21 protein-coding genes, 1 tRNA gene and 1 riboswitch are annotated in these 19,545 nt (G+C 70.6%); of the genes, 15 read left to right on the forward strand and 7 right to left on the reverse strand.

Annotated elements, in window-relative coordinates:
• The first annotated feature begins 84 nt into the window (after positions 1–84).
• From B0I28_RS00695 to B0I28_RS00735, 9 genes are all read left to right on the forward strand, one after another.
• On the forward strand, positions 85–1,542 hold the full coding sequence (locus B0I28_RS00695; protein ID WP_106361904.1) for an RICIN domain-containing protein: 1,458 nt from the start codon (positions 85–87) through the stop codon (positions 1,540–1,542).
• A gap of 220 nt (positions 1,543–1,762) precedes the next feature.
• The gene (rpsE, locus tag B0I28_RS00700; protein WP_106361905.1) at positions 1,763–2,401 is read left to right on the forward strand and encodes a 30S ribosomal protein S5; all 639 of its coding nucleotides are present in this window, start codon (positions 1,763–1,765) and stop codon (positions 2,399–2,401) included.
• Between the two features lie 10 nt (positions 2,402–2,411).
• A complete protein-coding gene (rpmD, locus tag B0I28_RS00705; RefSeq protein WP_106361906.1) occupies positions 2,412–2,594 on the forward strand; it encodes a 50S ribosomal protein L30 in 183 nt (60 codons plus the stop codon).
• Positions 2,595–2,596: 2 nt separating this feature from the next.
• A complete protein-coding gene (gene rplO, locus B0I28_RS00710) occupies positions 2,597–3,070 on the forward strand; it encodes a 50S ribosomal protein L15 (RefSeq protein WP_106361907.1) in 474 nt (157 codons plus the stop codon).
• A 239-nt stretch (positions 3,071–3,309) separates the two neighbouring features.
• Entirely contained in the window at positions 3,310–4,647 is a 1,338-nt protein-coding gene (gene secY, locus B0I28_RS00715; protein ID WP_106361908.1) for a preprotein translocase subunit SecY, read from the forward strand.
• A 109-nt stretch (positions 4,648–4,756) separates the two neighbouring features.
• Positions 4,757–5,392: an adenylate kinase gene (locus B0I28_RS00720; RefSeq protein ID WP_106361909.1), complete on the forward strand. Its 636-nt coding sequence runs from the start codon at positions 4,757–4,759 to the stop codon at positions 5,390–5,392.
• Between the two features lie 4 nt (positions 5,393–5,396).
• Positions 5,397–6,233: a type I methionyl aminopeptidase gene (gene map, locus B0I28_RS00725; RefSeq protein WP_106361910.1), complete on the forward strand. Its 837-nt coding sequence runs from the start codon at positions 5,397–5,399 to the stop codon at positions 6,231–6,233.
• Between the two features lie 23 nt (positions 6,234–6,256).
• Positions 6,257–6,793, forward strand: a complete 537-nt coding sequence (locus tag B0I28_RS00730) for a DUF1707 SHOCT-like domain-containing protein (protein ID WP_106361911.1) — start codon at positions 6,257–6,259, stop codon at positions 6,791–6,793.
• A gap of 45 nt (positions 6,794–6,838) precedes the next feature.
• Positions 6,839–7,312: a DUF1707 SHOCT-like domain-containing protein gene (locus B0I28_RS00735; protein WP_106361912.1), complete on the forward strand. Its 474-nt coding sequence runs from the start codon at positions 6,839–6,841 to the stop codon at positions 7,310–7,312.
• 48 nt (positions 7,313–7,360) lie between these two features.
• Here B0I28_RS00735 and B0I28_RS00740 read toward each other — a convergent pair.
• Positions 7,361–7,436 (reverse strand) — tRNA-His (locus B0I28_RS00740).
• A 57-nt stretch (positions 7,437–7,493) separates the two neighbouring features.
• A complete protein-coding gene (orn, locus tag B0I28_RS00745; protein WP_245888835.1) occupies positions 7,494–8,126 on the reverse strand; it encodes an oligoribonuclease in 633 nt (210 codons plus the stop codon).
• Between the two features lie 609 nt (positions 8,127–8,735).
• Here orn and B0I28_RS00750 point away from each other — a divergent pair.
• On the forward strand, positions 8,736–9,686 hold the full coding sequence (locus B0I28_RS00750; protein ID WP_245888836.1) for a sigma-70 family RNA polymerase sigma factor: 951 nt from the start codon (positions 8,736–8,738) through the stop codon (positions 9,684–9,686).
• Between the two features lie 159 nt (positions 9,687–9,845).
• Here B0I28_RS00750 and B0I28_RS00755 read toward each other — a convergent pair whose 3' ends face one another.
• The 3 genes from B0I28_RS00755 to B0I28_RS00765 all read right to left on the reverse strand — a co-directional run bounded on the left by B0I28_RS00755 (position 9,846) and on the right by B0I28_RS00765 (position 12,760).
• A complete protein-coding gene (locus tag B0I28_RS00755; protein ID WP_106361913.1) occupies positions 9,846–10,832 on the reverse strand; it encodes a C40 family peptidase in 987 nt (328 codons plus the stop codon).
• A 7-nt stretch (positions 10,833–10,839) separates the two neighbouring features.
• Positions 10,840–11,011, reverse strand: a riboswitch (cyclic di-AMP (ydaO/yuaA leader).
• Positions 11,012–11,262: 251 nt separating this feature from the next.
• Positions 11,263–12,072, reverse strand: a complete 810-nt coding sequence (locus tag B0I28_RS00760; protein ID WP_106361914.1) for a spermidine synthase — start codon at positions 12,070–12,072, stop codon at positions 11,263–11,265.
• Between the two features lie 31 nt (positions 12,073–12,103).
• Entirely contained in the window at positions 12,104–12,760 is a 657-nt protein-coding gene (locus B0I28_RS00765; RefSeq protein ID WP_106361915.1) for a MerR family transcriptional regulator, read from the reverse strand.
• Positions 12,761–12,856: 96 nt separating this feature from the next.
• On the opposite strand from B0I28_RS00765, the gene B0I28_RS00770 reads away from it, so the two are divergent.
• A complete protein-coding gene (locus tag B0I28_RS00770) occupies positions 12,857–14,407 on the forward strand; it encodes a heparinase II/III domain-containing protein (RefSeq protein WP_181245584.1) in 1,551 nt (516 codons plus the stop codon).
• On the opposite strand, the gene B0I28_RS00775 is transcribed toward B0I28_RS00770, so the two are convergent.
• Positions 14,345–16,081, reverse strand: coding sequence for a SulP family inorganic anion transporter (locus tag B0I28_RS00775; RefSeq protein ID WP_106361917.1), 1,737 nt, complete (start codon positions 16,079–16,081; stop codon positions 14,345–14,347). The genes B0I28_RS00770 and B0I28_RS00775 overlap by 63 nt on opposite strands.
• A gap of 89 nt (positions 16,082–16,170) precedes the next feature.
• Between B0I28_RS00775 and B0I28_RS00780 the strand changes: the two genes are divergently transcribed.
• Both B0I28_RS00780 and B0I28_RS00785 read left to right on the forward strand, forming a co-directional pair.
• Positions 16,171–16,581: a hypothetical protein gene (locus B0I28_RS00780; RefSeq protein WP_146147924.1), complete on the forward strand. Its 411-nt coding sequence runs from the start codon at positions 16,171–16,173 to the stop codon at positions 16,579–16,581.
• A complete protein-coding gene (locus B0I28_RS00785) occupies positions 16,578–17,069 on the forward strand; it encodes a hypothetical protein (RefSeq protein WP_106361919.1) in 492 nt (163 codons plus the stop codon). The genes B0I28_RS00780 and B0I28_RS00785 overlap by 4 nt, the downstream gene beginning before the upstream one ends.
• Here B0I28_RS00785 and B0I28_RS00790 read toward each other — a convergent pair.
• The gene (locus B0I28_RS00790) at positions 17,059–17,973 is read right to left on the reverse strand and encodes a GNAT family N-acetyltransferase (RefSeq protein WP_106361920.1); all 915 of its coding nucleotides are present in this window, start codon (positions 17,971–17,973) and stop codon (positions 17,059–17,061) included. The genes B0I28_RS00785 and B0I28_RS00790 overlap by 11 nt on opposite strands.
• A gap of 98 nt (positions 17,974–18,071) precedes the next feature.
• Between B0I28_RS00790 and fdxA the strand changes: the two genes are divergently transcribed.
• Positions 18,072–18,392: a ferredoxin gene (gene fdxA / locus B0I28_RS00795; RefSeq protein ID WP_106361921.1), complete on the forward strand. Its 321-nt coding sequence runs from the start codon at positions 18,072–18,074 to the stop codon at positions 18,390–18,392.
• Positions 18,392–19,507 carry a succinyldiaminopimelate transaminase gene (gene dapC, locus B0I28_RS00800; protein ID WP_281260894.1) on the forward strand — a complete coding sequence of 372 codons (1,116 nt, stop codon included), beginning with the start codon at positions 18,392–18,394 and terminating at the stop codon, positions 19,505–19,507. The genes fdxA and dapC overlap by 1 nt, the downstream gene beginning before the upstream one ends.
• The last annotated feature ends 38 nt before the right edge of the window (positions 19,508–19,545 follow it).

Raw genomic sequence — 19,545 nt, forward strand, 5'->3', positions numbered from 1 at the left:
GTCTTTACAAGCTCGGGAATTTGTGGAAATATCGAAATCGTTCGATCCGGCCCTTCTTCAGGGGCCCAAGCGAAGGAGACGACGATGTCCTCACGACTGGGCGCGCTCGCGGCGGCGACGGCCCTCGCGACCGCAGTGCTCGGCCTCGGCGCCCCCGCCCCGGCCGAAGCCGCCGCCGTGGCGTTCGACAACGGGCAGACCATCACCGACACCTCCGGGAACCTCATGCACGCCCACGGCGGCGGCATGCTCAAGGTCGGGAGCACCTACTACCTCGTGGGCGAGCAGCGCAACGACTACCTCTTCGACCAGGTCAGCATGTACAGCTCGACCGACCTCGTGCACTGGACGTTCGAGAACGACATCCTCAGCGCCGAATCCGACCCCGACCTCTCGCCCGCGAACATCGAGCGCCCCAAGGTCATCTACAACGCGGCCACGGACAAGTACGTCCTGTGGGCCCACAAGGAGAACGGCGTCGACTACGGCGACGCCGAAGTGGCCGTGGCGGTCTCCGACACCGTCGACGGCGACTACGAGTACCAGGGCTCGTTCCGGCCCGCCGGGTACGACTCCCGCGACATGACCCTCTTCGTCGACACCGACGGCACCGGCTACCTCATCTCCGCCGCCGACGTCAACTACGACCTCAACGTCTACCGCCTCACCGACGACTACCTCGCCATCGACGAGCTCGTCTACGTCTTCGACGGCTACCACCGCGAGGCCCCGGCCGTGTTCCAGCGGGGCGGCGTCTACTTCCTCGTGACCTCCGGCGCCACCGGCTGGAACGCCAACCAGACCCAGTACGCCACCACCACGAACTTCCCCGAAGGCGCCTGGTCCGGCTGGTCCAACGCCGGGAACTCCACCACCTACGGCTCCCAGCCGACCTTCGTCACCACGGTCCAGGGCACCGCCGGGACCAGCTACCTCTACATGGGCGACCGCTGGGGACCCCAATGGGGCGGCAAGCCCATGGACAGCGAGTACGTGTGGCTCCCCATCAGCTTCCCCAGCAGCACCAGCATGTCGCTGACCTGGTACTCGACCCTCAACATCGACGCCGCCGCGGGCACGGTCCAAGGCGTCGTCGGCAACGACGACGGGAGCCCCTACTCCACCAAGTTCGTCAACGCGGGCTCCGGCAAGTGCATCGACGTGCCCTCCGGCTCCAGCGCCGACGGCACGACCCTCATCCAGTACGGCTGCTGGAACGGCGCCCCGCAGGCCTTCACCTTCGACCCGGTCTACCCCGGCTCCAAGGTCGGCTCCATCGCCAACACCGCCACCGGCAAGTGCTGGGACGTCCTCGACCAGTCCACCGCCTCCGGCGCCCCCGTCGGCCAGTGGGGCTGCTGGGCCGGGGGCAACCAGCGCTTCTCGCTCCGCGCCGCCGCCGGAGGCGGCTACCTGATCGTCGCCCAGCACTCCGGGCTGTGCGTCTCGGTCTCCGGCTCCTCCGCCGCCGACGGCGCCGCCATCGTGCAGAGCACCTGCACCGGTGCCGCCAACCAGCGCTGGACGGTCACCGTCCGCTAGCGCGCGCCACATATATAAGGTCGCCGCGGGGCCGGGGGTCCCGCGGCGACCTGTGTCGCCTGCCTCATCCCCACCCCGCCGTTCGCCGCATGACCCGTGACCAGGCATAATCGAGAAGTTGTGCTCTCAGTGCGACGTCTCCGGGTCCCGAATCCGGACAACCTATGCGAGTCAGTCCAATTCTGGGCTGGCGTTTTAGCGAACGAAAGGAATCAGTCTCGTGGCTGATCAACAGCAAGCGGCCGGTGGCCGGGACGGCGGCGGCGACCGCCGCGGCGGTCGCGGCGGCCGCGGAGGACGCGAGGGCGGTCGCGGACGCGACCGCGCCGAGAAGTCCCCGCACATCGAGCGCGTCGTCACCATCAACCGCGTCGCCAAGGTCGTCAAGGGCGGCCGGCGCTTCGCCTTCACCGCCCTCGTGGTGGTCGGCGACGGCGCGGGCAACGTCGGTGTCGGCTACGGCAAGGCCAAGGAAGTCCCCGCGGCGATCGCCAAGGGTGTGGAGGAGGCCAAGAAGAACTTCTTCGAGGTCCCCCGCATCGGCGGCACCATCCCGCACGAGACGTTCGGCGAGGACGCGGCCGGCAAGGTGCTCCTGAAGCCCGCCTCCGCCGGTACCGGCGTCATCGCAGGCGGCCCCGTGCGCGCCGTGCTCGAATGCGCCGGCGTCCACGACGTCCTGTCGAAGTCCCTGGGCTCCTCGAACGCGATCAACATCGTCCACGCGACGGTGAAGGCGCTCAAGCAGCTCGAAGCCCCGGAGGCCGTCGCGGCCCGCCGCGGCATGCCCCTGGAGGACATCGCTCCCCAGGGCCTGCTGCGCGCCCGCGCCGAAGCCGCCCAGGCTGCGCAGGCTTAGGGGATCTGACATGGCACGTTTGAAGATCACCCAGCACAAGTCGGTCATCGGCGAGAAGCCGAAGGCCCGCGCGACCATCCAGACGCTCGGCCTTCGCAAGATCGGCCAGACCGTCTACAAGGAGGACCTCCCGCAGTACCGCGGCATGGTCCACCGCGTCCGTCACCTGGTCGACGTCGAGGAGGTCGAGTAGTCATGGCTATCCGCATTCATGACCTTCAGCCCGCCCCCGGCGCCAAGAAGGCCAAGACCCGCGTGGGTCGCGGTGAGGGCTCCAAGGGCAAGACCGCCGGCCGCGGCACCAAGGGCACCAAGGCCCGCAAGACCGTGCCGGCCGCGTTCGAGGGCGGCCAGCTGCCGCTCCAGAAGCGCCTGCCGAAGCTCAAGGGCTTCAAGCCGCACAACAAGCTCGTCTACCAGGTCGTCAACCTCGACCGCCTCGTGGAGCTCTTCCCTGAGGGCGGCCAGGTCGGCCCCGAGCAGCTGATCGAGGTGGGCGTCCTCAACAAGAAGGAGCTCATCAAGGTCCTCGGCTCCGGCGAGCTCGAAGGCGTCAAGTTCGACCTGTCGGCGCACGCCTTCTCCGCTTCCGCCACCACCAAGGTCGCCGCCGCCGGCGGCTCGACCACCGTGGTGGACAAGAAGACCGGCGAGGCGCTCGCCGAGTAGGGCGGACGTACAACTGATCTGCGCAAACGGGCCGGAGGGAACTCCGGCCCGTTTCGTCATGCTGAGTGCCGAATACTCTGCGTCCGAATGCGCCTGCTAGGCTCCCTTGGCGAGGTCCACCGTCTTCCTCGGGCGCGTGACCCTCCCCACTACGAACTTCACACGCCCACTGGTAACGAAAGGTGTTGCACCGCAACACCATGGGCCCCGCCAGGGGGTCTTGTTCAGGAGGAACCGCATTGCTCTCCGCCTTCATCAGCGCGTTTCGGACCCCGGATCTGCGCAAGAAGATCCTGTTCACCCTGATGATCATCGGTCTGTACCGACTGGGTGCGCAGATGCCGAGCCCCGGCATCGACTATGCCGCGGTGCAGTCCTGCCTGAACATCCAGCCGACCGATGAAGCCGGCGTCTTCGGCCTCCTGAACCTGTTCACCGGTGGAGCGCTCCTCCAGCTCTCGGTCTTCGCACTCGGCGTGATGCCGTACATCACCGCGTCGATCATCATGCAGCTCTTGACGGTCGTGATCCCCAGGCTGGAGCAGCTCCGCAAGGAGGGCCAGCCCGGCCAGGTCAAGATCACCCAGTACACCCGGTACCTGACGCTCGGCCTCGCCCTGCTCCAGGCCTCCGGGTACATCGCATTGGCGCGTTCGGGCATCCTGTTCCAGACCGAGTGCCCGAGCCCGATCCTGCCGGACCTGTCGGCCACCGACGCGAACATCCCCTACTGGATGTCCGTCATCGTCGTCGTCGCGGTCATGGTCGCGGGCTCCGCGATGATCATGTGGTTCGGCGAGCAGATCACCGAGCGCGGCGTCGGCAACGGCATGAGCCTGCTGATCTTCGCGTCGATCGCCGCCCAGATGCCCGGCCAGTTCTGGTCCCTCCAGGAGTCCGAGGGCTGGTTCATGTTCGCGGTCATCGTGGGCCTGTGCATCGCGATCATGGTGGCGGTCATCTTCATCGAGCAGTCGCAGCGGCGCATCCCGGTGCAGTACGCCAAGAAGATGGTCGGGCGCCGCATGTACGGCGGCACCTCCACGTACATCCCGCTCAAGGTCAACCAGGCCGGCGTCGTCCCCGTCATCTTCGGCTCGTCGCTGCTGTACATCCCGACGCTGTTCCGCCAGCTCAACCAGAACAGCGACGCCTCGTGGGTCCAGTTCATCGACCGGTACCTGCTCAACCAGGGCTCGTGGGTCTACATCACGCTGTACGCGTTCCTCATCATCTTCTTCACGTACTTCTACGTGTCGATCACCTTCAAGGTCGACGACGTCGCCGAGAACATGAAGAAGGCCGGCGGGTTCATCCCGGGCGTGCGGCCCGGCAACCCGACCGCGACCTACTTGCAGCGAGTCCTGTCACGCCTGACCTTCCCGGGCTCGCTCTATCTGGCCGCGATCGCTATCCTTCCCAATCTGGCCATCATCGCGTTCGGTAACCAGCAGCTGTTCGCTCAGTTCGCGTTCGGCGGCACCTCGGTGCTGATCATGGTGGGCGTCGGCCTGGAGTCGGTCAAGCAGATCGAGTCCCAGCTGATGCAGCGCCACTACGAGGGCTTCCTGCGCTGACGCAGGACTGACCTCGGTGCCACAGCGCGGCCGCCCAGGCCGCGCTATCGGCACGCTCGGCGAACGCCAGGTCGCCGAGGATCGGCAGCACGACACGGGAGGAACTTCTTTGCGACTGGTACTCGTAGGCCCGCCCGGGGCCGGCAAGGGCACCCAGGCGGAGATCATCGCCGAACGCCTCGGCATCCCCAAGATCTCCACCGGCGACATCTTCCGCGCCAACGTCTCCGGCGGCACCCCGCTGGGCCTCAAGGCCAAGGAGTACATGGACGCAGGGGACCTCGTCCCCGACGAGGTCACCAACGAGATGGTGGCCGACCGCCTCGCGCAGGACGACGCCGCCGACGGCTTCCTCCTCGACGGCTACCCCCGCAACACCGAGCAGGCGAAGGTCCTCGACGGCATCCTCAAGGCCGCCGGGACCGTCCTCGACACCGCGCTCGAACTGGTCGCCAGCGACGACGAGGTCGTGCGCCGCCTGTCGGGCCGCCGCGTCTCCAAGTCCACCGGCAAGGTCTACCACCTGGAGTTCGACCCGCCCGCGGACCCGGACTCCGACGACCTCTACCAGCGGTCCGACGACCGGCCGGAGACCATCAAGAACCGCCTCAAGGTCTACGCGGAGCAGACCGCGCCGCTCGTGGGCTACTACGAGGAGCAGGGCAAGCTCGTGCGGATCGACGCGATCGGCGAGGTCGCCGAGGTGACCGAGCGGGCCCTCGCCGCCATCGGCGCCGCGGAGTAGCCGCGTGTTCCGCCGTCGCGACCGGATCCAGTACAAGACCCCGGAGCAGATCCGCAAGATGCGGACCGCCGGCCTCGTCGTCGCCGAGGTCCACCAGGCCATGCGCGAGTCCGCGGGCCCCGGCGTCTCGACGGCGGAACTCGACCGCATCGCCGAGCAGGTCATCCGCTCCTCCGGGGCGGTCCCCTCGTTCAAGGGCTACGACATCGGCTTCGGGCCCTACCCCGCCTCGATCTGCTCGTCGGTGAACGAGCAGGTCGTCCACGCCATCCCGTCCGAGGACGCCGTCCTCAAGGCCGGGGACCTGCTGTCGGTCGACGTCGGCGCGATCGTCGACGGCTGGCACGGGGACGCGGCGATCACCATCGAGGTCGGCGAGGTCGCCCCCGAGCTGCGGGCGCTGCGCGAGGCGTGCGAGGCGTCCATGTGGGCCGGGATCCGGGCCGCGGCGACGTCGAAGCGCCTCGGCGGGATCTCGCACGCGATCGAGCACTCCGTGGAGCACTCGGGCGAGTACGGGATCGTCACCGGCTTCGGCGGGCACGGCATCGGCACCGAGATGCACCAGGACCCGCACATCCTCAACTACGGCCGCCCGAACGAGGGCCCGAAGCTCCGCCCGGGCATGGCCCTGGCGATCGAGCCGATGGTCACCCTCGGCTCGCCCGACACCGCGGAGCTGGAGGACGGCTGGACCATCGTCACCGACGACGGCTCCGTCGCCGCCCACACCGAGCACACCATCGCGCTGTGCGAGGACGGCGTGTGGGTCCTGACGGCCCCCGACGGCGGCGTCGAACAACTGGGCGAACTCGCTGCGAGCGCGGCTCGCGGTGAATAGGACTCCGATGCCATAATGGCCTCGTGACCGAAGACCACGGCAAGCTGCGCATCTCGAACGCCGACCGCGACGAGGCGATCGCGCAGCTCCGCGCGGCCCTGGACGAAGGGCGCATCGACCTCGGGGAGTTCGACGAGCGGTCCCTGGCCGCCTACAGCGCCAAGACCAACGCCGAGCTCGACCTCATCTTCGAGGACCTCCCCGGCGGCCGCCCGAAGGTCGGCGAGGTGGTCCCGGCCGCCGAGGCGCCCGCCGCCGCGCCCGCGGCCCGGCCCGAGCGCCGCGAGCACTGGATCAGGCGCGTGCCCGCGCTGCGCGGCCTGGTCACCGTGGGCGCGATCTGCACCGCCGTCTGGGCCGCGACCTGGATCGGCTCGGGGGAGCCGGGCTACTTCTGGCCGATCTGGCCCATCCTGGGCCTCGGCATCGCCACGGTCGTCCAGGTGGTCAACCTCGGGTTCGGCGACGACGACGAAGACGGGGACGACGGCGAGGACCGCCGCGACCGGGGCCACCGCCACGGCCACCACGGCGGCCACCACGGCCGCACCTCCCACTGACGCCCCCGGCAGCCCCTGCGAGCACCCATCCCAAGGAGCCCCCACATGTCCTCCCTCGAACGGTACGGCGACCGCACGATGCGGATCGGCAACCCCGAGCGCGGCGCCCTGACGGAGATCCTCCGCGCGGCGGTCGACCAGGGGTACATCGACCTCGACGAGTACGAGAAGCGCGTCGACGTGCTCCTCGCGGCCCAGACCGTGGGCGACGCCGAGGCGGTCCTCGCGGACCTGCCCGCGTACCAGCGGATCCTCGACTCCCAGGAGCCCGAGAAGCTCGGCACGCCCGACTGGATCAAGTGGCTATGGTTCGGGTTCTCGATCCCGATCGGCATCAACGTCGGCGTGTGGGCGGTCGTGGAGGCCCTCACGGACGGCCCGATCTACTTCTGGCCCATCTGGGTCATCGTCCCGATGGCCGTCATCGGCACGGCCCTGACGTTCGCCGAGCGCCTCATCATCCGGCCCGCCGAGGAGCGCAAGCGCAAAGAACGCCTGCGCCGCAAGCGGAACCGCTGACCAGGCAAGCGAAAAGCCCCGCAGCGCAAGCCGCGGGGCTTTTTCAGATGGGGTGATCGACGGGACTTGAACCCGCGACCTCCTGGACCACAACCAAGCGTTCTACCAGCTGAACTACGACCACCATCGGGCTTCAACAAGGAAGCCGGGGACAATAATAGCCACCCGCATGCGCGTGATGTCAACGGGGTTGGGTGTCCGCGGTCTCACCGGGCGACTCGACCAGGGCCGCGGCGGCGGCCTTCGCCTCCTCGCTCGTGGGCCCGGGCAGCGGCACGAACACGGTGCGGCGGTAGTACTCCAGCTCCTGCACGCTCTCCTTGATGTCGGCGAGCGCGCGGTGGGCCAGGCCCTTCGGCGGCTGGTTGTAGTACACGCGCGGGTACCAGCGCCGCGAGAGCTCCTTGATGGAGGACACGTCGATCATGCGGTAGTGCAGGTGCGCGTCGAGCTTGGGCATGTACTTGGTGATGAACGTGCGGTCGGTGGCGATGGAGTTGCCGCACAGGGGGGCGGTGCGCGCCTCGGGGACGAAGCGCTTGACGTACTCCAGGACCTGGTCCTCGGCCTCGGCGAGGCTGATCCGCGAGGCCCGCACCTCGTCGGTGAGGCCGGACTTGGCGTGCATGTCGGCCACGAACGCGCCCATGTTCCCCAGCACGGCCTCGTCGCACGCGATCACGATGTCGATGCCGTCGTCCAGGGGGGTCAGGTCCGGTCCGGTGACGAGCACGGCGATTTCGATGAGGGCTTCGGCGTCCGGGTCGAGACCGGTCATCTCGCAGTCGACCCACACAAGGCGTTCTTCTGTCACCCGGCCAACTCTACGCGCCGCCGGTCACGGGCGTGATCTTCGAGTCACGGGCCCGGAAGCGGCCCGCAGCGGCCCGGGGAGGCGCAGACTGAGAGGAACGAGGGGTGCTTGGAATCCGACATCAACAGCTGAGAATGGTGTTGCTTGTCACCGCTACCGTCCGCTATGGTGCGGATATCAGAGCGTCGCCGCCTTCCCGGCCGGAAACCGAGTGATTCGGGCCGCAAAGAGATGATCTCTCAACTTTTTCAAGGTAAGGCGCGTGTACCCCTAGAGATTGAAGGTTTGCGATGAAGCAGGCCGGAGACGATACCGTGACCAGGAATCGGATCGCCCCACCGCGACGCCGGTGAGGTGATCTCCGTCTCAGAGGCATCATGAACGATCCCCGCCCCCGTCCCAGTGACAGGAGCCGTGAACCGAGCATAGCCCGCGAGACCGGACGACGGGATTGCGCGAACGCCCGCAAGGGCACCCGTTCGCATCAGTTTCGTAACCGTGGCGCATCGAACACCGGGGCACGGAATTCCACGCAACGAAGCGGTCGTTGTAACTGGTACACCGTTCACGCGGTGTCGGGGGACGAGGAAGCTGGAGGAGACCTTGAGCGTGGATACTACTGACACACCCACCCTCACCACCCAAGAGGTCGCTGAGGAACGAGACCTTGTAGGCGTTTACCTGCACGAGATCTCGAAGACGCCACTGCTCGACGCCGCCGCCGAGGTGGACTTGGCGAAGGCGGTCGAAGCGGGTCTGTTCGCGAAGCACCTGCTCGGTGAAGGGGAGACCTTCGGCGGCGCCTCCGAGAAGGAGCTCGGCCGCCTGATCGAGGACGGCGCGCGCGCGAAGGAGCAGTTCATCAAGGCGAACCTGCGGCTGGTCGTGTCGATCGCCCGCCGGTACGTCCGCTCCGGGATGCCCATGCTCGACCTGATCCAGGAGGGCAACACCGGCCTGGTCCGCGCGGTCGAGAAGTTCGACTACGCGCGCGGCTTCAAGTTCTCGACCTACGCCACGTGGTGGATCCGCCAGGCCATCAGCCGGGCGATCGCCCAGCAGGAGCGCACCGTGCGCCTGCCCGTGCACCTGGTCGAGGACGTCAACCGGATGCGCAACGTCACCCGCCAGCTCACCCGCGAGCTCGGCGGCGACCCCGAACCCGACCAGGTGGCCGCCGCGCTCGGCGTCACGGTCGAGCGGGTCAACGAGCTCATCCGCTGGAGCCAGGACACCGTCTCGCTCGACACGCCGATCGGCGACGACGGCGACACCAACCTCGGCGACCTGGTCGCCGACTCCGACGAGCCCAGCCCCGAGGACGTCGTCCTCGCCGGGATGGAGCGGCAGCGGATCGAGATGATGCTCAACCACCTCGACGAGCGCTCGGCCGGCATCGTCAAGGCCCGCTACGGCCTCGAAGACGGCCGCGAGCACTCGCTCACCGAGGTCGCGCACCGGTTCCACCTATCGCGCGAACGCATCCGCCAACTGGAGATCCAGGCGCTCGCGCGCCTCAAGGAGCTCGCCAACGACCAGGTCATGGCCGAGGCGGCTTGAAGGCGTAAGCGCTGAGACGACGGCGGAGGGCCGGGGCGAAAGCCCCGGCCCTCCGTCTTGCCCTGCGGCGCCGCCGCGAACGATCGGCGGGTGTCGCACCCGCCCGGCACGCTTGCAAGCGGGGGCGGCTGCGAACGCGAGCGTCACTCGCGCGGCGGGTCAGACCCGGCGGTAGCCGTCGATCGACATGCCCATGTCGAGGTCGGAGATCTTCACGACGTCGCCCGGCTTGGGCGCGTGGATGACCTGGCCGTCGCCGATGTAGATCGCCATGTGGTTCTGGCCGTTGTAGAAGACCAGGTCGCCCGGCTTCAGGTCGTCGCGGCCGATCGCGGAGGTCTCGTCCCAGATCGCCCACGTCGAGTGGGTCAGGGAGATCCCCGAGACGCCGTAGGCGCCCGTGACCAGGCCCGAGCAGTCCCAGGTGTCGGGGCCGGCCGCGCCGAACACGTACGACTCGCCGAGCTGGTCCTTCGCGAACTGGGGGGCGGCGGTCGCGGCGTCGGCGCTGTACTCGGCCGTCGAACCGGACGAGGAAGAGGAGGAGGACGACGAGGACGAGGAGGACTCGCTCTCGGCCTCCGCGGCGGCGGCCTCGGCCTCGGCCGCGGCGGCCTCGTCGTAGGCGGCCTGGGCCTCCTCGATCTGCGCGTCGAGCCCGTCGACCTCGGTCGTGAGGTCGGCGATCTGCGCAGTGAGGGTCTCGCTGGTCTCGGTGGCCTCCTGGGCCTCGGCGTACTTGTCGCTCTGCTCCTGCGCGTACTCGACGAGCGAGGAGACCTTCGCGCCGAGCTCGTCGTCGGCGGACTCGACCGCGGCGGTGACGTAGGTGAGCTGGACGTCGGAGGAGCCGTAGTCGGCGGCCGCGGCGTCGATGACGGCTTGTGCGGCGGCGAGGTCGGTCTGGAGTCCGGTGATGGTGGCGGCGGTGGTGTCGCGCTCGGTTTCGAGGTCCTCCAGGTGGTCCTGGATCTCGGAGGCGGACGCGGCGTCGTAGTCGATGTCGTCGGCCGCGTGGGCGCGGCTGCCCGCGAAGGCTGTCACGAGCCCGACGGTGGCGACGGTGACGCCGGTGTAGGCGGCGACGCGGCGGAGGATCGCGCTCGCGCGCGAACGATGGTCGATGTCTGTGCAGGTCTGAGCCACCGGGTGGCCTTTCTTCCTCGGCCGCCTACCGGGTTAGCTGTCGGGTTCGGGCAGGGAAGGTGCCCTACCCGCCGTAGGGTCTCGGCGGGATTCACCCCTGCGCCGTCGCTGTGCTCGTTCGAGCAGCGGGGGGAACGGCGCGGCTGGGTCCCCGGCCCGCGCTGCGGTGTATCGCCCTGCACCGGGAGGAACGGGCGTCATGCGCTGCGCGGCTCGGCGGTCCGGACGGGTGGGTCTCTGGGGGAGCCCTGAGGACCCGACCGGAACAGCCGCCGACGCTAGTCCAGGGTGACCCGCATCGCCAAGTCCTGTGTGAGCGTCTTCACCGATCGAGACCGGACAGTCGTGACGCGACGGGAGACAGGGCCACTATCCTGCGGCTTTATTGTCCGAACGGCCGACCTCGGGCTGGACCGTCCGCCCGGACGGTTCAGAAGCTCCGGAGGGACTTCGGCGGGGGCGGGGATTTGATCGCGGTGGCGTCGGTGGCCGGGGGCGCGCCCGCGATGTACTCCCGCAGTTCGGTGCCTTCCACGACGCGGCAGGGGAAGGCGGCGCCCGCGCAGCGGCGGCGCAGCTGGGCGATCGGGAGTTCCGCGCCCGAGGCCGCGGCCACCACATTGCCGAAGCGGCGGCCGCGCAGCACCGCGGGCTCGGCCATGACCGCCACCTGCGGCCACACCTCCTGCATCGCCGCGAGCGCGGGCTTCAGGAACTTCATCTGGCCGCCGTCGCAGAGGTTCACCGCGTAATGCCCGCCCGGGCGCAGGACCCGGTTCGCGCCGTGGAGGAACTCGGTGCTCGTGACGTGCGCGGGCACCCGCGCGCCGTCGTACACGTCGGTGATGATGAGCTCGTAGCTCGCGTCGGGCGCCGACTCGATCGCCTCGCGCGCGTCGGTGCGGCGGATCTTCACCTTGACGCCGCGGGGGAGCGGGGCCTCGGCGCGGACGAGTTCGATGAGTTCCTCGTTCGTCTCGACCGCCTGCTGGTACGAGCCGGGCCGGGTCGCGGCCACGTAGCGCGCCATCGCGAGGCCGCCCGCGCCCAGGTGGAGGACCCGCAGCGGCCGCTTCGGCTCGGCGGCGGCGTCGACGAGGTACGCGATGCGCTGCATGTACTCCGCGTCCAGGTAGGACGGGTCGTCGAGGTCGACCGTCGCCTGGACGACCTCGTCGTAGACGAGGTGGAGCAGGTTCGGGCGGCCGGGGTCGCGGTCGAAGCGGAGGGCGTCAGGCATGGCGGGGCCGTTCGGGTTCGGGGAGCACGTCCTAGATTGTGCCCGAAGGGCCCTGGCTCGCCTGCGTGCGCGCCGACGCGGCGATGTGCGCGATCCGCCGCAGGGCCGCGAACACCGTCTCGCCGAGGACCGTCGCGGTGACCGCCTGCTCGACGTCGACGCCCTCGATCTTCGTGGCCTCCGCGATCGCCTCCATGTCGGCCGAGGCGAGGGCCGCCGCCGCGTCCGCGTAGTGCCCCAGCACCTCCTGCGGGTCGGGATTCCCCAAGCGGTAGAACGCGGTCAGGGCCGTGACCAACGCGTCGCGGTACATGGGCGGCGCCACCTCGGCCCAGCCGTACTCGTTCAGCAGCTGGTCGACCGTGCGCTCCGCGGCCTCCGTCGTCCCTTCGCTGGCGAGGGAGAACGTCGGGTCGCGGTGGGTCGCCGCAAGCGTCGCGCCGAGGGCCTGGAAGGCCGACTCGGGATGGCGCGCAAGCACAGTGAGCACCTCGCCGATCTGCGCCACCGAGAGGCCCGCGGTCTCCGAGAGGGCCCGGATCAGCGTCAGCCGGTGCACGTGCTCGGGCCCGTACTCGACGGTGTTGCCCTCGCCGTGCGCGCCCGCCTGGAGGAGGTGCTCCCGCAGGTAGTACTTGATCGTCGCGGCCGGGACGCCCGTCCGCTCCGCCAGCTCGCCGATGCGCATACGAGGGAGTCTATGACGGAAAGCGCGCCCGCGTTACCGTTGAGCCGCGGCCGGATCCCCTGCCCGAATCCACCCCACCGGAAAGGCGTTGGTCCCATGAGCGACCTTCGGACGGCCCTCCTCGAAGAGCTCCGCGAGATCGCGGCGGGGCCGGTGCCCGCGTTCGACCCGGCGCTCGCCGACGACTTCGCCGCGACCGGCCGCCGCCTGCCCTACGAGGTGCAGTACTTCGCGCGCCGCCGCCACCTCGCCGCGCTCGCCATCACCGGGGACGGGGCCGCCCTCTCCTCCCTGGTCAAGGACGTCTGCCAGGAGCGGTCCTGGGCCCTGCCCGCGCACTGGGGCGAGGACTTCGACCCGCGCACCTGCGTCGACCTGTTCGCGTGCGAGACCGCGCAGACCCTCGCCGAGATCCTGCGGCTGCGCGAGGACGTCGAGGGCGCCGAGCAGGTCGAGGCCGAGATCCGCGAGCGCGTGCTCGACCCGTTCTTCGAGTCGGAGTTCCCGTTCTGGTGGGAGCTGCGCATCTCCAACTGGACCGCCGTGTGCGCGGGAGCCGCCGGGCTCGCGGCCCTCGCGCTCGGGTACGACACCGACGTCATCCGCGGCCGGGTCCTGCCCGCGCTCCAGAGCTACCTGTTCTCCTTCGGGCCCGACGGCGGCTGCGTCGAGGGCGTCTACTACTGGATCTACGGCTTCGGGTACTTCACGTACTTCGCGGAGGCCTGGCGCGAGGCCACCGGCGAGGACCTCCTCGAAGGCAACGAGGCCATCGCCGCGTTCCCGGCCCGCGCCCAGCTCTACCCCGGGTCGTTCGCCACGTTCGGCGACACCGACGCCGACCCGCTCCTGCCCGCGGGCCTGCTCACCCGCCTCCACGACCGGCTCGGCGCCGACCTGCCCGCCGCCGACCGGCCCCAGACCTTCGCCGAAGACGAGTGCGCGCGCTGGGCCCCGCTCACCCGCACCCTCGAATGGGGCCGCCCGCTCCCCGAGGAGATCGCGCCCGCCCGCACCCTCCTGCCCGAGGTCGGCTGGTTCGTCGAGCGCCGCCGGCTCGGGCGCCGCATGTGGGCCCTCGCCGTCAAGGGCGGCTACAACGAGGAGCCCCACAACCACCTCGACCTCGGCTCGTTCATCATCGCCGTCGACGGCGAGCAGCTCCTGTGCGACGCCGGGGCCGGGGAGTACACCGCCGCGTACTTCGGCGACGAGCGCTACGAGCAGGTCCACCCCTCGGCCGCGTGGCACTCCGTGCCCACCGTCGAGGGCGCCGCGCAGCAGCCCGGCGAGGACTCGCGCGCCGAGCTCGTCGACGGGCCCGAGGGCCTGGAGGTGTACGTCGACGCGTACGGCGACGGCGCGCTCATCCGCAAGTTCTCCTGGACCGACGACGGGATCTCGCTGCGCGACTTCGGACCCGAGCTCACGGAGACGTTCGTCAGCCGCATCAGGCCCGAGCTCGAAGGCGACCGCGCCGTCTGGACCGGCGAGCGCGGCACCCTCATCCTCCACGGCGTCAACCCCGAGGACGCGGTGGTCGACTCGGTCGACACCGCCGACCACCGCGGTGTCGCCGACCGCCTATGGGCGCTCCGCTTCGGCCTCCCCGCCGAGCCCTCGCGCCTCCGCTTCGAGCTGCTCTAGGAGCCCGTCGGCCTTGAGGCGCCGGCGCGCGGCCGCGATCGCCTCCTTCGTGTGCTCGAACAGCCGCCCCTGCTGCCACAGCGGCTCCAGGACCCCCAGGGCCGCAAGAGGTTTCGCATGGACCGGCTCCAGCCCCGAGAGGTACACGGCGATGCCGCGGTGCTCCAGGCGCTTGATCGCGTCGGCGAGCACCGTCGCCCCCGACGCGTCCATCGTGGACACACGGCTCATGCGGAGCACGACCACCCGCACGTCCGCCACGTCCAGCAGCTGGAGCAGGAACCGGTGCGCCGCCGCGAAGAACAGCGGCCCTTCGAGCCGGTACGCCACGATGTGCTCGTGGAGCAGCGCCGCCTCCTCGTCGTGGTGGTCGCCGTGGTCGATCGGCTCCTCCTCCACCGACACCGACCGCGAGATCCGGCCCAGCGCCAGCAGCCCCGCCAGCGCGATCCCTATCGCCACCGCCCACACCAGGTTGAGCACCACCGTCGCGCCGAGGGTGAGCCACATGACCGCCGCGTCGGCGCGCGTCGACCGCGCCAGCGCCAGCATCGACCCGACCTCGATCATCCGGATCGACGTCGCGATGAGCACGCCCGCGAGCGCCGCGAGCGGGATGTGCGCGACCAGCGGCGCCAGCGCCAGCATCATGACCGCCAGCACCAGCGCGTGCGAGAGCGACGCGAGGCGCCCGGCCGCGCCGGACCTGACGTTCACCGCGGTCCGCGCGAGCGCCCCCGAGGACGGCATGCCGCCGAAGAACGGCGTCACCAGGTTCGCCACGCCCTGCCCGAGGAGCTCCCGGTCCGGATTGTGGTGCCTGCCGACGGTCATGTTGTCGGCGACCGTGGCAGACAGGAGCGATTCGAGCGCGCACAGGGCGCAGATCGCGACCGCGGCGGCCACGAGCTGCGGCGCCTCCGCGGCGAACGCGAGGAACCCGGCCTCCGGGGCCGGGATCGTGCGCGGCAGCGAGCCGATGACGGCCACGTCCAGGTCCGCGAACCAGACCGCGGCGGTCGCGGCGACGACCGCGAGCAGCGGCGTGGGGATCTGCGAGTGCAGGCGCGAGCCGAGGAGGATCGCGGCGACCACCCCGGCGGCGACGCCGACCGGCGCCCAGTCCGGGCGCACCGCGAACGCGTGGAGCGAATCCCATGCGCCCGTGAGCATGTGCTCGTTCTGCGGCGGCATCCCCAGCGCTGAAGGCAACTGCTGGACGGCGATGACGATCGCGACCCCGGCGGTGAAGCCCTCGACCACGGGGACGGGCACGTACCGCGCGTACCGGCCCGCGCCGGTCAGCGCGAGCGCCACGAGCATGAGCCCGGCCATGACCCCCACGAGCATGACGCCGGTGTGCGAGTGGGTGGCCGCGAGCGGCACGAGCACGACCGCCATCGTCCCAGTCGGGCCGGTGACCTGGAGGTTCGAGCCGCCGAGGAGCGCGGCGACGACCCCGGCGATGATGGAGGTGATGAGGCCCGCGAAGGCCCCCAGACCCGAGGCGATCCCGAACCCCAGCGCGAGCGGCAGGGCGACGACCGCGACGGTGAGCCCGGCGAGGAGGTCGGTGTGCCAGTGGCGGCCGAGGTGCTGGAAGTCGGACCGTTCGGGAAACAGCTGTCGGAATCGTCGGCGTTTCGTGGCAGTTGTCTCTCGTATCGTGGTCATGAGCGTATTGTCCCGTCCGGTGGTACGGGAGGACGCCTCCAACGCGCCGGGGCGGCGCCCGCTTCGCTTGCTGCCGTAGGATCGCGACCGTGCGTGAGAGAGGTCTGGAGACCGCGGTGCGGGTCGGCGGCGCGGTCGTCGCAGCGGCCGCGGCGGCCCTCGCCGCCCTGATCGAATCGTTCCTCGTCCCGACCTACTGGGACGGGATCGCCGTCCCGCTCGCCGGGGCGCTCGCGTTCGCCGGGAACTGGGCGCTCGCCGCGCTGGCGGTGTGGTGGACGGGGACGCGGTGGGGCGCGCTGCTCACGGCGCTCGCGTGGTTCGCAGTGGTCCTGACCGCCTCGATGCCGACGTCGGCGGGGTCGCTCGTCATCACCAGCGGCTTCAACGGCTACGCGCTGCTCCTGGCCGGTACCGCCGGGATCGCCGTCGCGCTGTGGCGGTATTTTCGTCCCAGACCGAGCAAAGCCCCCTCTGCCCCGAAGGAGTCCCGACCGTGACCCTCCTCAGCCGCCTCCTGATGCCGCACTGGCCGTCGATCTACGGCTTCGCGCTGGGCCTGATCGCCGCGAACCTCGCGGGCCGGATCGCCTCGAACGTGTGGGGCGAGGGCACGGCGATCGGCGACCTCGTGGGCCTGTACACGTTCGGCGCGATGTCCGCCGTCGCGATCGCGGCGGGGATCTGGTGGGGCGTGCGGCGCCGCCGCCAGGAGATCACCGGTGAGCTGCTCGTGATCTTCCTGGTCGCGACCCTGTTCGCCGTCCTCGTCAACCCGCTGATCGCGCGCGTGGACTACCCGAACCTCCAGGGCGTGTTCTCGCAGATCCCGATCTACTTCGCACTGCTGGCCCTGTCGGGCTGGGTGGGGTTCCTCATCGTGATGGCCCTCGGCGTCGACCGCTACGGCCGCGAGCTGAAGGCCACGAAGATCGCGTTCGAGCGCAAGGCGAGCCCCTCGAAGAAGGCCGCCGCAGCTAAGGCATAACGCGATACCCGTACCGGTAGCGCTCGGCGTACCCGAGCCGCTCGTACATCGCGATCGCCGGCGCGTTGTCAGCCTCCACCTGGAGGGCGGCGCGCGCCGCGTCCGCCTCCGCGCCCCACGCTTCGAGGGCGGCGAGGATCTCGGTGCCGAGGCCCCGGCGGCGGTACTCCGGGACCGTGCCGATGCTCGTCACCGCGAGGAGGTCCCCGGCGACGGCCCCGCGCCCGCGGGCCGCGAGCGCGCCGTCCCTCCAGATCTCGGCGTAGGCGCGGCCGAGCCCCGACCCGAAGACCCGCGGCGCCGTCGAGGCCGCGCCGCGGTCGGTCTGCGCGAGGAACGCCGCGCTCGGCGCGTCGGTGACCACCGCTTCGCCGTCGTAGCGGGTGTCCTTGAGCGCCTTGACCATCACGACGGTCTCCATCTCGTACGTCCAGCCGCGCGCGGCCAGCTCGTCGTCGAGGCGCCGCGTCACGGGCCCGGCCATGGAGAACTTCGGGACCAGGCCGCGCGCTTCGTACCAGTCGACGACCGCCGCGACGGCCGCGTCGACGCCGCCTTCGGGCGCGGTGAGCGCCAGGACCGAGTTCGCGCGGTTGGTGAACCCGCTGGCGGCCCGCAGCAGCCAGCCGCCGAGCGCGGCGGTCTCGGTCGCGGGCCACGTCTGGGCCAGGAGCCGCTCAGTGGCGACGATCTCCGAGAACGGGACGGGCTTCGGCGGCACGACCCGCGCGGCCACCACCGTGCCCGGGGACACATCGACGTCGCCGGTCCTCGTGCGCACCCGCCAGACGTCCCCAGCGGCGACGAGTTCCCCGGTCACGTCCCTGTAGCGGCGCCCCGGCGCGGGGTCGGCGAGGCCGACCCGGACCACCACCCGGCGGCCGACGTGTTCCGGTCCCAACATCTGGGGGCACCCCTATCCTTGCGAGCCGCATGCCGAAATAAGCTTTAGGCTCATCACAGCGCAGTCCGCCCGACAGCGCCCCGTAGGAAGGACGACTCGTGACTTACGTTATCGCCGAGCCGTGTGTGGATGTCCTCGACAAGGCGTGCATCGAAGAGTGCCCGGTCGACTGCATCTACGAAGGCAACCGGATGCTCTACATCCACCCGGACGAGTGCGTCGACTGCGGTGCATGCGAGCCGGTGTGCCCGGTCGAGGCGATCTTCTACGAGGACGACGTCCCCGACGAGTGGGCGCCGTACACCAAGGCCAACGTCGACTTCTTCGACGACCTCGGCAGCCCCGGCGGGGCCTCCAAGGTCGGCAAGATCGACAACGACGACCCGTTCGTGGCCGGTCTTCCGCCGAAGGCGGAGTAGTGGCGCTGCGCCGCCTCCACGGCGCGTCGCCCGCGCGGCGGCTGCCGCGCTTCCCGTGGGACCGGATGGCCCCGTACAAGGAGCGCGCGGCCGCGCACCCCGACGGCCTCGTCGACCTCACCGTCGGCGCGCCCGTCGACCCGGTGCCCGCCTCGATCCAGGCGGCGCTGCACGAGGCCGCCGCGATGCCCGGCTACCCCACGGTCGCCGGGCCCCCGGACCTCGCCGCCGCGATGCGCTCCTGGCTGCACCGCCACACCGGCGTCGCCGAGGACGTCGCGGTCCTCCCGACCGTGGGCTCGAAGGAGCTGGTCGCGAACCTGCCGTTCCAGCTCGGGATCGGCCCCGGCGAGACCGTCGCCTACCCGGAGATCGCCTACCCCACGTACGAGATCGGCGCGATCCTCGCGAAGGCCGACCCCGCGCCCGTCGCCGACCCGCGCGACGCCGCGGGCTCGCGCCTGCGCCTCGCGTGGATCAACTACCCGACGAACCCGACCGGCGAGACCGCCTCCGTCGAGCACCTGCGCGGCCTGGTCCGCTGGGCCCGCGACTCGGGGATCGTCATCGCCTCCGACGAGTGCTACCTGACGCTCGGCTGGGACGACGACCACCCGCCGGTGTCGATCCTCGACCCGCGCGTCAACGACGGCGACCTCACCGGCCTGCTCGCCGCGCACTCGCTGTCGAAGCGCTCGAACCTCGCCGGGTACCGCTCGGCGTTCCTCGCCGGGGACCCCGCGCTCGTCGCCGACCTCCTGGAGATCCGCCGCCACGCGGGCTTCATGGTCCCGTGGGCCGTGCAGCGCGCCACGATCGCCGCCCTCCACGACGAGGAGCACGCGATCGACCAGCGCGAGCGCTACCGGCGCCGCCGCGAGGTCCTGCGGGCCGCCGTCGAGTCCGCCGGGCTGCGCATCGACCACTCGGGCGCGGGCCTCTACCTGTGGGCCACCCGCGACGAGGACTGCTGGGACACCGTGGCCTGGCTCGCCGAGCGCGGCATCCTCGCCGCCGCGGGGGAGTTCTACGGCGCCAAGGGGAACCGCCACGTGCGGCTGTCGCTGACCGCGACCGACGAGGCGATCGCGGACGCCGCGCAGCGCCTCAAGTAGTACATGGGAAAGGGGCCCGCAGCCGGTGTGCTGCGGGC

Origin of the sequence: Glycomyces artemisiae, assembly GCF_003002955.1 — a bacterium.
Classification (GTDB): Bacteria; Actinomycetota; Actinomycetes; order Mycobacteriales; family Micromonosporaceae; genus Glycomyces; species Glycomyces artemisiae.

Excerpts from the sequence above, each read along its gene's own strand:
- B0I28_RS00695 (WP_106361904.1), top strand. The coding sequence starts at position 85 with ATGTCCTCACGACTGGGCGCGCTCGCGGCGGCGACGGCCCTCGCGACC.
- rpmD (WP_106361906.1), top strand. The coding sequence starts at position 2,412 with ATGGCACGTTTGAAGATCACCCAGCACAAGTCGGTCATCGGCGAGAAG.
- rplO (WP_106361907.1), top strand. The coding sequence starts at position 2,597 with ATGGCTATCCGCATTCATGACCTTCAGCCCGCCCCCGGCGCCAAGAAG.
- B0I28_RS00735 (WP_106361912.1), top strand. The coding sequence starts at position 6,839 with ATGTCCTCCCTCGAACGGTACGGCGACCGCACGATGCGGATCGGCAAC.
- B0I28_RS00760 (WP_106361914.1), bottom strand. The coding sequence starts at position 12,072 with ATGCCTGACGCCCTCCGCTTCGACCGCGACCCCGGCCGCCCGAACCTG.
- B0I28_RS00765 (WP_106361915.1), bottom strand. The coding sequence starts at position 12,760 with ATGCGCATCGGCGAGCTGGCGGAGCGGACGGGCGTCCCGGCCGCGACG.
- B0I28_RS00770 (WP_181245584.1), top strand. The coding sequence starts at position 12,857 with ATGAGCGACCTTCGGACGGCCCTCCTCGAAGAGCTCCGCGAGATCGCG.
- B0I28_RS00775 (WP_106361917.1), bottom strand. The coding sequence starts at position 16,081 with ATGACCACGATACGAGAGACAACTGCCACGAAACGCCGACGATTCCGA.
- B0I28_RS00790 (WP_106361920.1), bottom strand. The coding sequence starts at position 17,973 with ATGTTGGGACCGGAACACGTCGGCCGCCGGGTGGTGGTCCGGGTCGGC.